At 72.9% G+C, this 13,106-nt stretch carries 15 protein-coding genes; 5 read left to right on the forward strand and 10 right to left on the reverse strand.

Annotation, left to right across the window (positions count from 1 at the left end; all coding sequences use genetic code 11):
- Positions 1-73: 73 nt before the first annotated feature.
- Together I6A81_RS19245 and I6A81_RS19250 are read right to left on the reverse strand one after the other, a co-directional pair.
- Positions 74-1,051, reverse strand: a complete 978-nt coding sequence (locus I6A81_RS19245) for a threonine ammonia-lyase (RefSeq protein ID WP_407661329.1) — start codon at positions 1,049-1,051, stop codon at positions 74-76.
- Positions 1,052-1,297: 246 nt separating this feature from the next.
- On the reverse strand, positions 1,298-2,197 hold the full coding sequence (locus tag I6A81_RS19250; protein WP_203006643.1) for a TetR/AcrR family transcriptional regulator: 900 nt from the start codon (positions 2,195-2,197) through the stop codon (positions 1,298-1,300).
- A 124-nt stretch (positions 2,198-2,321) separates the two neighbouring features.
- Between I6A81_RS19250 and I6A81_RS45650 the strand changes: the two genes are divergently transcribed.
- Both I6A81_RS45650 and I6A81_RS19260 read left to right on the forward strand, forming a co-directional pair.
- Positions 2,322-3,530, forward strand: a complete 1,209-nt coding sequence (locus I6A81_RS45650; RefSeq protein WP_203006644.1) for a DUF418 domain-containing protein — start codon at positions 2,322-2,324, stop codon at positions 3,528-3,530.
- 225 nt (positions 3,531-3,755) lie between these two features.
- Positions 3,756-4,172, forward strand: a complete 417-nt coding sequence (locus I6A81_RS19260) for a DUF5990 family protein (RefSeq protein WP_203006645.1) — start codon at positions 3,756-3,758, stop codon at positions 4,170-4,172.
- A gap of 104 nt (positions 4,173-4,276) precedes the next feature.
- On the opposite strand, the gene I6A81_RS19265 is transcribed toward I6A81_RS19260, so the two are convergent.
- Together I6A81_RS19265 and I6A81_RS19270 are read right to left on the reverse strand one after the other, a co-directional pair.
- Positions 4,277-5,476, reverse strand: coding sequence for a thiolase family protein (locus tag I6A81_RS19265; protein WP_203006646.1), 1,200 nt, complete (start codon positions 5,474-5,476; stop codon positions 4,277-4,279).
- Between the two features lie 135 nt (positions 5,477-5,611).
- Entirely contained in the window at positions 5,612-6,007 is a 396-nt protein-coding gene (locus I6A81_RS19270) for a Zn-ribbon domain-containing OB-fold protein (RefSeq protein ID WP_203006647.1), read from the reverse strand.
- A 346-nt stretch (positions 6,008-6,353) separates the two neighbouring features.
- Between I6A81_RS19270 and I6A81_RS19275 the strand changes: the two genes are divergently transcribed.
- On the forward strand, positions 6,354-6,968 hold the full coding sequence (locus I6A81_RS19275; protein ID WP_203006648.1) for a class I SAM-dependent methyltransferase: 615 nt from the start codon (positions 6,354-6,356) through the stop codon (positions 6,966-6,968).
- A 171-nt stretch (positions 6,969-7,139) separates the two neighbouring features.
- Here the strand turns inward: I6A81_RS19275 and I6A81_RS19280 are convergent, their stop codons facing one another.
- Complete coding sequence (locus tag I6A81_RS19280) at positions 7,140-8,516, reverse strand: hypothetical protein (protein WP_203006649.1); 1,377 nt, start codon at positions 8,514-8,516, stop codon at positions 7,140-7,142.
- On the reverse strand, positions 8,513-9,175 hold the full coding sequence (locus I6A81_RS19285; RefSeq protein WP_203006650.1) for a SigE family RNA polymerase sigma factor: 663 nt from the start codon (positions 9,173-9,175) through the stop codon (positions 8,513-8,515). The genes I6A81_RS19280 and I6A81_RS19285 overlap by 4 nt, the downstream gene beginning before the upstream one ends.
- A gap of 251 nt (positions 9,176-9,426) precedes the next feature.
- Between I6A81_RS19285 and I6A81_RS19290 the strand changes: the two genes are divergently transcribed.
- Positions 9,427-9,798 (forward strand): hypothetical protein, encoded by a 372-nt coding sequence (locus I6A81_RS19290; protein WP_203006651.1) that lies wholly within the window; start codon positions 9,427-9,429, stop codon positions 9,796-9,798.
- A gap of 24 nt (positions 9,799-9,822) precedes the next feature.
- Here I6A81_RS19290 and I6A81_RS19295 read toward each other — a convergent pair whose 3' ends face one another.
- The 3 genes from I6A81_RS19295 to I6A81_RS19305 all read right to left on the reverse strand — a co-directional run bounded on the left by I6A81_RS19295 (position 9,823) and on the right by I6A81_RS19305 (position 12,169).
- Positions 9,823-10,767 carry an alpha/beta hydrolase fold domain-containing protein gene (locus I6A81_RS19295; protein ID WP_203006652.1) on the reverse strand — a complete coding sequence of 315 codons (945 nt, stop codon included), beginning with the start codon at positions 10,765-10,767 and terminating at the stop codon, positions 9,823-9,825.
- Positions 10,768-10,771: 4 nt separating this feature from the next.
- Positions 10,772-10,918, reverse strand: a complete 147-nt coding sequence (locus I6A81_RS19300; RefSeq protein ID WP_203006653.1) for a DUF1059 domain-containing protein — start codon at positions 10,916-10,918, stop codon at positions 10,772-10,774.
- Positions 10,919-11,452: 534 nt separating this feature from the next.
- Positions 11,453-12,169: a maleylpyruvate isomerase family mycothiol-dependent enzyme gene (locus I6A81_RS19305; protein ID WP_203006654.1), complete on the reverse strand. Its 717-nt coding sequence runs from the start codon at positions 12,167-12,169 to the stop codon at positions 11,453-11,455.
- 194 nt (positions 12,170-12,363) lie between these two features.
- Here I6A81_RS19305 and I6A81_RS19310 point away from each other — a divergent pair, with 194 nt between their 5' ends.
- Complete coding sequence (locus I6A81_RS19310; protein WP_407661330.1) at positions 12,364-12,744, forward strand: MarR family winged helix-turn-helix transcriptional regulator; 381 nt, start codon at positions 12,364-12,366, stop codon at positions 12,742-12,744.
- Between the two features lie 6 nt (positions 12,745-12,750).
- Here the strand turns inward: I6A81_RS19310 and mnhG are convergent, their stop codons facing one another.
- Positions 12,751-13,104, reverse strand: a complete 354-nt coding sequence (gene mnhG, locus I6A81_RS19315) for a monovalent cation/H(+) antiporter subunit G (protein ID WP_203006657.1) — start codon at positions 13,102-13,104, stop codon at positions 12,751-12,753.
- Positions 13,105-13,106: the final 2 nt, after the last annotated feature.

Consider the following 13,106-nt stretch of genomic DNA (forward strand, 5'->3'; position numbering starts at 1 on the left):
CCGGACAGACCACCCGAACGAGCCACCCCCAAAATTTCCGCGCTTGCGCGGCCGGCCGAAGGGCCCGGAGGACTCAGGGGGCGAACAGGGCGCCCAGCTGGGCGGGGCTGATGTTGCCACCGCTACAGACGAGGGCGACCCGGCGGCCGGCGAAGCGGGCCGGGTCGGCGAGGACGGCGGCGAGCGGGGCGGCGCCGGCCGGCTCGACCAGGTTGCGAGTCTTCTCGATCATCAGACGGGTGGCGGCGTGGATCGCGTCGTCGGAAACCAGGACGAAGTCGTCGAGCAGGGCGCGCATCATCGCCTGCGGCAGCGCGAACGGGCTGCCCGTCGCGACCCCCTCGACGGCCGTTCCCATCGGCGCGTCGACGAGCGCGCCGGACTGCCAGGACCGGTGGGCGGCGGGCGCTGCGGCCGACTGCACGCCGATCACCTCGATGCCCGGGTCGACCGTCCTGGCCACCAGGCCCGCGGCGACGACGCCGGTTCCGGAGCCGACCGGGACGACGATCGCGTCCAGGTCGGGTTGAGTCTCCAGGATCTCCAGCGTGCAGGTGGCGACCCCGGCGATGAGCAGCGGCTCGTCGCCGGAGTCGACGAACCGCAGCCGTTCGTCGGCCGCGAGCGCGGCGGCGTGCCGCCGGGCGTCGTCGAAGGTCGCGCCGCGCGCCAGCACCTCGGCGCCGAGCGCGCGCATCGACTCGACCTTGACCGGGTTGGCGTTCTCCGGCACCACGATCACGGCCCGGGTGCCGAAGACCCGGGCGGCGTAGGCGACCGACTGGCCGTGGTTGCCAGTCGAGGCGGCGGCGAATCCGCGGGCGCGTTCCTCGTCGGGCAGGGCGGCGGCCAGGTTGACCCCGCCCCGCACCTTGAACGCCCCGACCGGCTGGTGGTTCTCGTGCTTGACCCACAGCGCGGCGCCGCGAACCCCGGCGGCCTCGGCGGCGGCGTCGAGCTGCGGATAGCGGAACAGCGGCGTCTCCCGCAGGTACGGCGCGATTCTCTGTCTCGCCCGCAGGACGTCCACGAACTCCGGTGGGGCGGGCAGTTCGACCGCCGGGCCGCCGGCCAGCTGGCCCACCTCGTCGGCGGGCTGGGTCAGGGACACCCTCCGTGCCTATCACAGCTCGCCACGCATCCACCGGCCGTTTTCGTACCAGCCCGCCGACCCGTGCCCACGAGCTGGCGCCCGCTCGTCCGGGGTTGCGTGAGCCCATCTTGGGGACGAGAGCTGGACCTGTTCGTCCCGCCACCACGAGCGTTACGTCGATCGACCGGGGAGAGGTCGAGATTTTCACACCTCGACAGGGTTCTCGTCCGTCACTGCCCGGCCGGCCGGAAGCAGGCCGTCCAGCAGGCGAGCCAGGCCGAAGTCGAACCATCGGTCCACGACCGCGTCGGCATCCCTGTCCGGCGGGTGGGAGGTGGCCAGCCAGGCGCGACCCTGCGTGCGGCCTGTGCGGGTGAGGCGGACATGGGTGGCCAGCCACCACTTCTCCCAGCCGGTAGCCCCGGCGCGTCGTTCGGTGTGCTCCGCCACGTGGAGAAGCGCCATGCCCTGCACATAGCCACTCAGCGCCAGGTAGGCGGCGAAGGCGTCCTCGGGGGCATAGCCGGCAGTGGTCAACACCGCCACCGCGCGGTCCACCATCGCCAGCACGGCGGGACCGGTCGGCGGCCGGGTCGTCGCCAGCACGGTCACCAGCCACGGGTGTCGGCGGTAGAGCGCCCACTCGTCGCGGGCGAGCCGTTCCAGCTGCTCCCGCGGGTTCGCCGGTTCCGGTGTGGTGGGGCTGTATGCCCGGCTGGCGGCCGGAGCGCGCTCGACCAGGGCGTGCTCGACCATCGCGCCGAGCAACTCGTCACGGCTGCGTGTCCGCCGGAAGACCTGGTCCGCGCTGAGCCCGGCGCGATGCGCCAACGCGCCCATCGACACCGCGCCGATCCCTTCGGCGTCGGCGAGGCGGACCGCGACGTCGATCAGCCGCTCCGGCGCCTGTCGGCTTCGATCCGGCGCCTTCCCGCCCGCCGGGGTGGGGCGGGATGACGCCGCGGGGGCCATCGCCGTGCGGCCGAGGTCGCGGCGGCGACGGTAGGCACGCGCCTGGCAGCGGCGCGAGCAGTAACGCCGGGGCCGGCCGAGGCCAGGACCCGGCAGCGGCTCCCCGCATTCGGCACACGAAGTACCAGGCATTCTCTCCCGCCGTCTTTCGTCCGGCCGTTTCGTCACCACGGTCGCCGTGATGAAAGCACTCCTCCCGGCATACCCGCCGAACCCAGTATCGAGGGTGTCGAACTGTGATCTTGGAGGTGTTTCGGTGCACCCGTATGTCGACTCGCCCAGCGGCGCGCGGAAGGTCCGCCCGGATCCGTCCGCGGGCCGGATCGCCGACGTGGACGCGCTGCGCGGGATGGCGCTGCTGGGGATCCTCGTGGTCAACGTCGCCTTCTTCGCCTCTGGCTACCCGTTTCACCTGGTAGTCGATCCTCAGCACGGCTCCTGGCCCGATCGGACCGTGTCCTGGCTCATCGAGGCCCTCGTCACGATGAAGGCGTACCTGCTGTTCTCCTTCCTGTTCGGCTACAGCTTCACGCTGCAGATCGGGTCCGCCCGCCGACGGGGGGTGGAGTTTGCCCCCAGGTTCCGGCGCCGCCTGGCCGGGCTGTTCATGATCGGAGTCCTGCACGCCGTGCTGCTGTTCCAGGGCGACATCCTGACGACGTACGCGCTGCTGGGCCTGGTTCTGCTCGCGCTGTCGCGGACCAGTACCCGCGTCGCGCTGGTCACCGCGGCCGCGGCGCTCGGCGCGGTGGCCTTCGCCGTGGCGATCGCCGCGGTGGCCGGTGCGCAGCTGGTGCCCGACCAGGCCGCGGCGCTGGCGGCGGGCGCGCGGTCCACCGAGGCGCTGCGCGGTGGCCCCGGCGAGGTCATCGCCGAGCACCTGCGTTCGCTGCCGGCGATGGTCTCGGCCCTCGTCGTGCAGGGACCGCTCGCCTTCTCGGCGTTTCTGGTCGGGCTGGCCGCCGGCGACAGGCAGGTGCTCGTCGACGCCGGCCGCCACGACCATGTGCTGCGGCGCGTGCAGTGGGTGGGCTTTCCCGTGGGGCTGGCGGGCAGTGTGGTGTTCGCCGCGGGCGGTGGCACGAGGAACTTCACCGGACTACTGGTGAGCATCCTCACGGCTCCGCTGCTCACCGCCGCCTACGCCGCTACCGCGCTGAGATTCTTTCGTACCCGTCGAGGCCGCCGTCTGGCGGCGGCGCTGGCGCCAGCCGGACGGATGTCCCTGACCAACTACCTCGGGCAGTCGGTCCTCTGCGTCGTGATCTTCACAGGTGTGGGTCTGCGGCTCGCCGGTACGGTCGGGGCCTCGGCCGTGGTGCTCATCGCGCTCGGAATCTATGCGGCGCAGGTCTTCGCCAGCGCCGTGTGGATGGCCCGGTTCCGATACGGCCCGGTCGAGTGGCTCCTGCGGATGTGGACGGAACGACGCCGTATCCCACTCCGGCCGGCTACCAACCGATGAGGTCCGGATCAACGACGCGCCGCGTCCCGGACAGCGGCTGGTCGTGACCGCCCGCACCCGGGCTTACCAGCGGGCGGTCTTCCCGGCCGGCGCCACGCCGCTGGAGAATGGGGAACGCTGGCGATGAACGTTGGACCGCGCCGGCCGCGCGGCAGCCGGCCCACGCCAGTGGCGGCCAAGGGGCAAGCCGACGGCTCGACGTTCGTATGCGAGGGAGACGCGCGCGTGAGCGAACCAGATTCCCCACCGGAGCTGGTGATCGTTGTTACCGTCCACGACGTCCAGGATCACGGTGGCACGCTCGAGTACGGGCTGCAGTCCAGCAAGGGTCAGCTCGACGCCGGTACGCCGACCGGCGACGGCGGGATTCGCTACGAGTGCCGGGCCAGGGCCCGCTCCAGGCCCGACGGCACCCTGACCTGCAGGGGCGAGTTCCTGCACGGTCCGACCAGCGGGCGGTTTCTCTACATCAGCTTTCGCGCTCCCGGTGGTGCTCAGTGGGTGCGGCGGACCAAGATAATGCTGCCGGACTCGATCTCCGGCGACGCGCGTCGGCTCAGCGCCCGGGTGCTCGACGTTGGCCGGTCGCGGGTGCTGTTCGAGCAGGACTGGCTCGCCGAGCCCGACGCCCAGAGCGCCTAGATCACGATCTCTTCCAGGCCGAGGCCTCCCGGCTGATCCGGCATGACGACGGCCCGCAGTCCGGGAAAAACTCGGATGGCGGGCCGTCGGATGTCGCGGCCTTTCTAGGCGGCGGCCTTCTCCAGGATGTGGACGCCGCAGGCGTTGCCGAGGCCGATGACGTGGGCGAGGCCGACCTTGGCGCCCTCGATCTGGCGGTCTCCGGCCTCGCCGCGCAGGTGGTGGGCGACCTCCCAGACGTTGGCGATGCCGGTCGCCGCGATCGGGTGGCCCTTGGACTCCAGGCCGCCGGAGACGTTGACCGGGGTCTTGCCGTCGCGCCAGGTGGCGCCGGAGTTGAAGAAGTCGACCGCGCCGCCCTCCTCGCACAGCATCAGGTTGTCGTAGTGCACGAGCTCCGCCGTCGCGAAGCAGTCGTGCAGCTCGACCAGGTCCAGGTCGGCCGGGCCGACGCCGGCCTTCTCGTAGGCCTGCGTCGCGGCCTGGCGGGTGAGGGTGTTGACGTTCGGCAGCACCTGGCAGGCATCCTCCCACGGGTCGGTGGTGAGGACGGAGGCGGAGATCTTCACCGCGCGGCGCTGCTGCTCGAGCGAGAGCGTCTTCAGCTTGGCGTCGGAGACGAGGACGGCGGCCGCCGCGCCGTCGCAGTTGGCCGAGCACATCGGCCGGGTGTTCGGGTAGGCGATCATGATGTCGTTCATGATCTGCTCGAGGGTGAACCGCTTCGAGTAGGCGGCGAGCGGGTTCAGCGTCGAGTGGGCGTGGTTCTTCTCGGAGATCTTCGCGAACAGCTCGAAGGTCGTCCCGCCGTACTTGTGCCCGTACTCCAACCCGATCTGGGCGAACACACCCGGCATCGTCTCGGTGCCGATCCGCCCGTCGATCGAGGCCACGGCGCCGAGCCGGCCGGACGGCGTCCAGGTCTTGGAGTCCGCGCCGCGGCTGCCGCCGGCGAGCAGGCCGGCGCCCGACAGCTTCTCCACGCCGACGGCGAGGCCGAAGTCCGCGTCGCCGGCGCGGATCGCCATGTGGCAGACGCGCAGGGCGGTCGCGCCGGTCGCGCAGGCGTTCGACACGTTGTAGACCGGGATGCCGGTCTGGCCGATCTGCTTCTGCAGGTTCTGGCCGGCGACCCGGCCCATCAGGCTGCCGAACGCGAGCAGGCCCATCTCGCGCATGGTGACGCCGGCGTCGGCGAGCGCCGCCATGGTCGCCTCGGCCGCGAGGTCGATGACGTCCTTGTCGGGGTGCTTGCCGAACTTGGTCATGTTGATGCCGAGGATCCAGACGTCGTCGCTGGCCATGTCCGCCGCTCCGCTTCTCGTGGTCGGGTGAGGTCGTCTCGGGTGCCGCAGGCGCCGGCCACCGGGCCGCGGGCGCTGTCACCGCGGCGCGCGGGCGCCCGGGGCCGCGTGCTGGTCACGCGGCCCGCGGCGGGTTCAGCGCTGGGGCTCGAAGCCGAAGTTGATCGCCTCGGTGCCGGCCTCGTCGGTGCCGACGGGCGCGACCGCCAGGCGCACCTTCATCCCGACGTGCACCGCCTCGGGCGTCGGGTCGACGTTGATCAGGTTGGCGCGCACGCTGGTGCCGGCGCAGTCGACGGTCGCCGACACGAACGGCACCGGGATGCCCGGGGCGGCCATCGAGACGATGGTGAACGCCCGGACCTCGCCCTCGGTGGCGACGTCCACCTTGCGGAACTCGGTAGCGAAGCAGGCCGCGCACGCGTTGCGGCGGTCGAAGAAGCGCGCCCCGCAGGCGGTGCACTCGTTGGCGACCAGGTGCGGGGTGTCGCCGAGAACCAGGTAGTCCACGAAAGGTATCGACTGCGGCACGGTCGGCGCTCCTAGGCGGTACGGCCCCGGGTCGGGGCGGACGGCACGGTCGGCCGGACGGTCAGACCTGGTGGTCGGACTGCCAGGCGGGCGCCGGCGCGGCCCGCCCGCGGCCCGCCCGGCGAGAAACCTGGTTCTAAATTCCGGCTTATCACCCGGCCCATCACAGGGCAACCGATCGCGCCCTCGAGGCACGGGTCCGCGACCGAATGCCCGCAAGCCTCCGTAGACGATATATCGCGATAAATCTCAGGGGTCCGGCGCGGCGGCCGGGCCGAGCGCCTCGGCGTTGAGCCATGCCGACGCCCGGCCGAGCACCAGACCACCGTTTTGGCAGGATGATCTCATGGCTGAGCCGGAGAACGGACGGTGGAACCACAACATCCACTACCACCCTCTGGTCCTGCGGGCGGTCCCCGCGGACGCGCGGCGGGCGCTCGACGTCGGCTGCGGCGAGGGCATGCTGGCCCGCGCGCTGCGCCGGACGGTCCCGCGGGTCACCGGCATCGACCTCGACGCGCCGAGCATCGACGAAGCCCGCCGCTATCTCGGCGACCTCGATCCCGGCGACATCGAGTACGTCGTCGGTGACTTCCTCACCCATCCGTTCGAGCCGGCGTCGTTCGACGTCGTCACCTCGGTGGCCGCCCTGCATCACGTCGATGCCGCCACGGGTCTCGCCCGGATGCGCGACCTGCTCAGCCCAGGTGGCCTGCTGGCCGTGATCGGCCTCGCCCGGACGACGCTGCCGAACGATCTGCCCCGCGAGCTCGCCGCGGCGGCTGTCAACCCGTGGTACCGAAGCCGGAAAGGCTGCTGGGAGCATTCGTCACCCGTCGTGTGGCCACCGCCGGTGACCTACCCCCAGATGCGCGCCCTCGCCACCGAACTCCTGCCCGGCAGCGAGTTCCGCCGCCGCCTTCTCTGGCGCTACACCCTCATCTGGCGCAAGCCCCAGTAGCGGCCAGCAGGTAGGCCGTCGGCCGCCTCAAGGTCGACGAAGCCCCCTGCCCCAGGCCCGGGAACATCGTGGCGAAGACCGTGCCGGCCGCGTCTGGTCACCGAACCTGGCGGTTCGCTTCCTCGGACCCTGGGTCCGCGGCCGGCGGCGGCCGATTCCTGACCTTGGTGGTTACCGCGCGCGGCAGTCCAGGTCCGCGGCGATGATGGCGACCCGGCCGCACCAGCTCTCTCTGGATACCTGCCAGCGGCCGTCGTTGCCGCGGACGACCGTGACCTCCAGCGGCACGGCGTCCTTGCCGAACGTCGGCACCGGCTTGGGGTCCTCGAACGTCAGGAACACGAAGGTGTTGACGGTGTCAGGGTCGGGGCGGAGCACCGAGGCGACGATGACCCGCTGGGCGGTGGCCATCGGGGGGAAGCGCTCGCCGGCCCGCCGGCGGACCTCGAGCAGCGCCGGGCCGTTCTGGACGGAGGCCGCCCACAGGTCGTCCGCCGTGCCGGCCGTGAACGCCGCGGTCAGCGCGGCCCGGACCGCGGCGTCGGTCTGTGCGTCGGGGACGGACGAGCGGGCGGGCGGGGTGTAGTTGGGGATCTCGGGCATGGTGTCGAAGACCAGCCCGTCGGCGATCCGGTGCGCCAGTGCCGGGTCGATCGGCTCCGGGCCGACCAGTTCGACGGACGGTATGGACCCGTCGGGCCGGAACCAGATCAGGGTCGTGACGTGTCGGCGGCCGGGGGTGGAGTGCTGGTAGTCGGGGTCGTCGCCGGCGGCCCTGGGACCGTAGTCCTGGCGCAGAAGGACCGCCGGCTGGCCGCCGACCGTGTCAGGGGTGAGCTGGATCTGGAGGTAGCGGGTCGCCTCGGCGTTGTGGGAGTTGACCGTGACGGTGATCTGGTCGACGGTCATCCCCCGCGGGGGCTGCCAGGTCATCGACACCCAGGCGGCGGCGGGCTGGCCGGGAGGTGTCGTCGGCAGGTCGGCGACGGAGGTGGGCCGTGGCCCGAGGGTCGGACACTCGGCGTCAGCGGGGCAGGCGGTGGCTCGAGCGGGCTGGTCGTCGTGGTTGATCGCGTAGGCGGCGTCGTCGGCGGCGGAGGTGAACATGGCGCTGAAGGTCGTCGGGCCGATCAGGCCGCCGACTGTCTCGGTCAGCAGAGGCATCACGTCCGCGGTCGCCGACGGCTCCTCGGGGAAGACCCAGTTGCCGCTGGGGCGGACGTAGGCGGCCAGGTCCTCCCGGTGGGTGAGCCCGTCGGGCAGCCAGGTGACGGTGAAACCGCCGAAGGCGTGCGGGGTCGCCGGCCGCGGGGAGGGGGTGCTGGCGGGAATGACCTCCTGGCCGGAGTCCCTGGTCAGGGCGGCGGGGACGCCGACACCGACGGCGGCGACGAGCGCCACCGCGGCGGCGACGAGGGTGCGTCGGCGGTGGCGGCGGGCGCGGGCCCGGACGGCGTCGGGGAATGCGGGGTCCAGCGGCCGGCGTGGCAGGCCGGCGCCGAGAGCGCGCAGCCGGTCGGCCAGGTCGGGGTCGGTCGGGGTGCTCACGGGGCCGTCTCCTTCCTCTCCTCGGACGCCGCGGTCGTGGCTGTGCGCGAGGGTGGGCCGGTGCCGTCGTGTTCGTTGGTGACGATGTCGGGTGTTCCCGCCGGTGGCGCCGAGACCGGTCGGCCGGTGGGCGGCGCGTGGCCGAGGGCGCGCAGATGATCGCTGTCGCGCAGCCGCGCCAGGCCGCGGGAGGCCTGGCTGCGGACCGAACCGATGGAGCAGCCGAGCGCGGCGGCGACCTCGGCCTCGGGCAGGTCCTCGACGTAGCGCAGGACGACGACCGCCCGCTGCCGCGGTGGCAGTGCGGCGAGCGCCGCGAGCAGGTCGGCGCGGTCGGACATCCGGTCGGCCGGGTCGGTCACCGGGGCGGCGATGTCGACGGTCCAGGCGCCGTCGACGAGCAGGGGCACCTCGGGGACACGGACCTGTAGACGCCTCCACCGGCTGGTCGCGGCGTTGACGAGCACCCGGCGGACGTAGCCCTCCCGGGCGCCGTCGGCGATCTTTCCCCAGTGCCGGTAGGTACGCTCGAACGCTCCCTGCAACAGGTCCTCACCGGCGGCCCAGTCACCTCCGACGAGCAGCGCCGCGCTCAGCAGCAGACGTTCGCCCGATCGGGCCACGAACTCCTCGAAAGCCCGTTCGTCGTCGGCACGCACCCTCGCCTCCCATCACTGGCCGGACATCCCCCTACCAGACGCCCCACGGTGGGCATCACGATGAGAGCAGGCGGCCGGACTCTCTGGCGCTAGTTGGAGGATCCATACAGCCGTTGACGGCAGCGATGATCTAGGCGTCATGTGGTTGAGTTCGTCGGGCTCTGGCCGATCCCCAGGGTCCTGAGGAGACGATCAGTGGCCGGTAACGCCGCGGATGTGGACCGGATTCGGTTGAGCTGGCCGTCAAGCCCGTGCCGACGGGCGACTACGTCACCGTCGAGTACGTCACCGTCGAGCCGTACGTGAACGACGTGCCCCTACTGGAGCTCGCTCGTCCCGTCGAGCAGCCATACGCGGACCTGGAAGGCCACCCTCGACTCGCCGGCGACTACGCGGGACTGCACGCTGGGCCGGACCTCGTCTGGCCCAGCCGGCACTTCCTCGACCAGCCTTGGCTCACCTGGTTCCCGGACAACGCCACGATCCTGCTCGGCTGCAAGGACTGCGGCATGCCAGGATGCTGGCCCCTTACCGCCCGCATCGACGTCGAGGACGACGTCGTCGTCTGGCACCACTTCCATACGGGCCACCCGAACACCCGGCTCTGCCAGTCTCGACCCTGAGAAAACAGCCGGCGGCCTGCCTGGTCAGATGGGCGCGCGCACGGCCGCGGCGAGGGTCGCGCGGGCGCGGCGGGCCTCCGGGATGGGGAAGAGCGGGTAGGCGTGCGGCAGGCCGGGGGCCTCGTGGTAGTCGATCTCGACGCCGGAGGCCGCCGCGCGCTCGGCGAGGCGGCGGCTGTCGGGCAGCAGCAGGTCGTGGGTGCCGCACAGCACCGTCAGCGGGGCGAGGCCTGCGAGCGTCCCGTTCAGCGGGCTCGCGAGCGGGTCGGCCGGGTCGAGGGCACCGGCCCAGCGCCGGCCGGCCTCCACGAGGCCCTCGACGGTGAGCAGCCGGTCCAGGCGGTCGAGCGCCGGCTGGTCGGGGTGGGTCATCGTCACGTCGGCCCACGGCGCGATCAGCGCGATCCGGTCGGGCTGGGAGTCGCCGCGGTCGCGCGCGACCTGCGCGGCGGCGAGCGCCAGCCCGCCGCCGGCCGAGTCGCCCATCAGCACGACCCGACCCGCGGGGGTCGCCCCCGCCCGTGCCCGGGTGACCAGTCTGGTCAGCAGGTCGGCGACGAGCGGGACGACGCGGGCGGCCGCGCCTCGGGGCACCAGCGGATACATCGGGACGACGAGGCGGGCGGGGACGAGACGAGCCAGCCGCGCCATCAGGTACCAGTGCCAGGGCAACGCCTCGCTGATGTAGCCGCCGCCGTGCAGGTAGAGCACCGTGACCTCGGCCGCCGGGTCGCCGACGGCAGCCCTGGCGACCAAAGGCTTCGGGGACAGCTCGTGCACGGGCCAGCCGGCGTGGTCGGTGACGCTGTGCCGGACGGCGCGGGGCAGCCAGCGCGGCGGCCGGGCAACGGTCGGGTGCGTCGCCTCGGCCGCGGTCCGGGCCCGGACCGCCTCGGCCGACCACTCCCGGCCGCCGCCGGCGACCGGGAGGGCGACCGACTCGACGAACCGCGCGGTCAGGCTCGGCACGCCGTCAGAAGGCCATGAACAGGATCGCGTCGCGGTCGTACTCCAGGTGGGGGTGCTTCTCGGCGAGGTGGGCCTGGGCCTTCTCGACCAGGTCGTCCTCGTCGTCACCCACGATCCGCGTGCCGCACGGGCAGTCCAACGTCGTCTTCATCGCCGTCTCCTTGATGCCACCCAAATCGGCCGTGGCCATCGTAATCGGGTGGGTCGAGACCAGGCGCGGAACCTGGCCGAAGGCGGGGCCACCGGCGCATAGGCGACGGCGCGTCGTCGGAACGACACGCGGGTGGCGCCCCGGCGCCCCGATCGGGTTCCGGTCGGGTGTCTGGTGCCGCGACCGCCGGCGTTCTCCCGCGACACATGATCGCCGACAGTGCCCTGAGGAAGCCGCGGACAGTGCCAGGTCACGACCCTTCCTTGGTTCCGAGGTCGGCGTTGACCGGCCGCGTGGGGCGATGAAGATCGCTGGTGGCTGGCCGGTCCTGGGATCGGTCCATGGGCTGTGGTGCCCGACGAGAAGGCTTTCGGCACCACGGCGCCTGGGATCATGGTCGAACACACCACAGGTCATGACCAGCCGCTCACCGGGGCCGCCCCGCTCACCGGTCATGAGGTTTCCGTCAGGGCAGAAACGGCGATCATGCCCAACGTCGAGACGCGGCGGACCTGGGCGGGGCACCAGGGCGCCCTAGGTTCGCGGAGTTCCGCTGCCGCCGGTCGCGCCGCCGAGGCCGTCGCGGGGCGCCGCCGCGGTGGGCGCCAGGTGCCCGAGCCCGCGCAGGAGCGGGACGCCGTCGCCCGTGAGGTGAGGCAGGGCGGCGGGGCGGCCGGTGGCCAGGAGCAGCAGGGCGGCGAGCGGGCCCTGGACGTCGGAGCCCTCGCCCGCCGACCACTCGCCGTCCGTCGCGCGCAGGCGCACGCCGCGCAGGCGGCGGCGCGCCCAGAACGGCCAGCCCATCGTCCACACGCGCTCGAGCGCGGCGGTCGCGGCGGCGGGCGGCATGGGCAGCGGCCGGCCGAGCGGGATGGCGACGTCCTGGCCGTGCACGAGGACGTCGAACAGGATGTTGCGGTAGTTCGTGACGGCGGGCAGGCGGCGCGAGTCCGCGAACCGGCGCAGTTCGGCGACGAGTTGCTCGCCGGTCATGGTGTCGGCGTGGCGCACGGCGAGGTCGTGGTTGAGGCGGTGGAAGCGGCCGCGAGCCCGCAGCCCGGCGACGGCCATCGCGACGGGCGACGGGGGCTGGGGCGCCAGGGCGACGTGGGCCGCGACGTCGCGCACCCGCCACCGGGCGCACAGCGACGGCGCGTCCCAGTCGCCGGGCGGCAGGCCGTCGAGCAGGTCCCCGAGCGCCCGCCGCTGCTCGGCGATCACCTTCCAGGACGTCTCGCTGTCCAGCTCCATGGGCACTCCCCGGTTAGTAAGAGACTCTGACGAGATTAGACAGAGCCTCTTACCAAGGCAAGATGGTGCCGATGAGCAGCGAAGAGACCGGCGCCGGCCAGGGCACGCCGACCAGTCCCCGCGGTCACGCCGGTGAACGGGCCGGGCCGGCGGAGGTCAACGTTGGAGTGCTGCTGTTCGTCGCGTACCGGGCGATGGAGAAGCGCGTCTTCGACACGCTCGCCGCGGCCGGCCACGACCTGACCCCGGCGCAGGCACGGGTGTTCCAGCGCATAGCGCCCGGCGGCTCCCGGCTGACGGACCTCGCCGAACAGGCACAGATCACCAAGCAGTCCGCCGGTTTCCTCGTCAACCAGCTCGAGCGCGCCGGCTACGTCGAGCGCGTGGCGGACCCGGCCGACGCGCGCGCCCGGCTCGTACGGGTCGCCGACCGTGGCGCCCGGCTGATTCCGCTCGCCGCCGGCGTCGTCGCCGAGGTCGAGGCCGAGTGGGCCGCCCACCTTGGCCAGGGGCGCATGGCGGCGCTGCGCGACGCCCTCACCGTCCTGCGCGAGATCGCCGACCCCTACGCGTGAGGACGGTCAGCCCGGCGGCGGCTCGTCGCGGACCCGCGGCGGCCCGTCCGTGAGCTCGTCGACGAGCAGCAGGTCGCGGCGCAGGCAGCCGGTGCGGTAGGCGGCCCGGCCGACCCGCTGGGCCACGACCGGGGCGGTGACCAGCTGCAGCAGGCCGACGAGCGCGAGCCCGGCGGCGTAGCGTCCCTCGACCTGCGCGGCGGCGCCGGCGAGGATCGCGAGCAGCCCGATCGTCTGCGGCTTGGTCGCGGCCTGCAGCCGGCTCGGCACGTCGGGAAACCGCAGCAGGCCCCAGGCTCCGAGGACGCAGAAAACCGCCCCGGCGAGCATCAGCACCGCGGTGGCCACGTCGGCGGCCACCC

Origin of the sequence: Frankia nepalensis (assembly GCF_016786325.1) — a bacterium.
In the GTDB taxonomy this organism is placed as follows: domain Bacteria; phylum Actinomycetota; class Actinomycetes; order Frankiales; family Frankiaceae; genus Pseudofrankia; species Pseudofrankia nepalensis.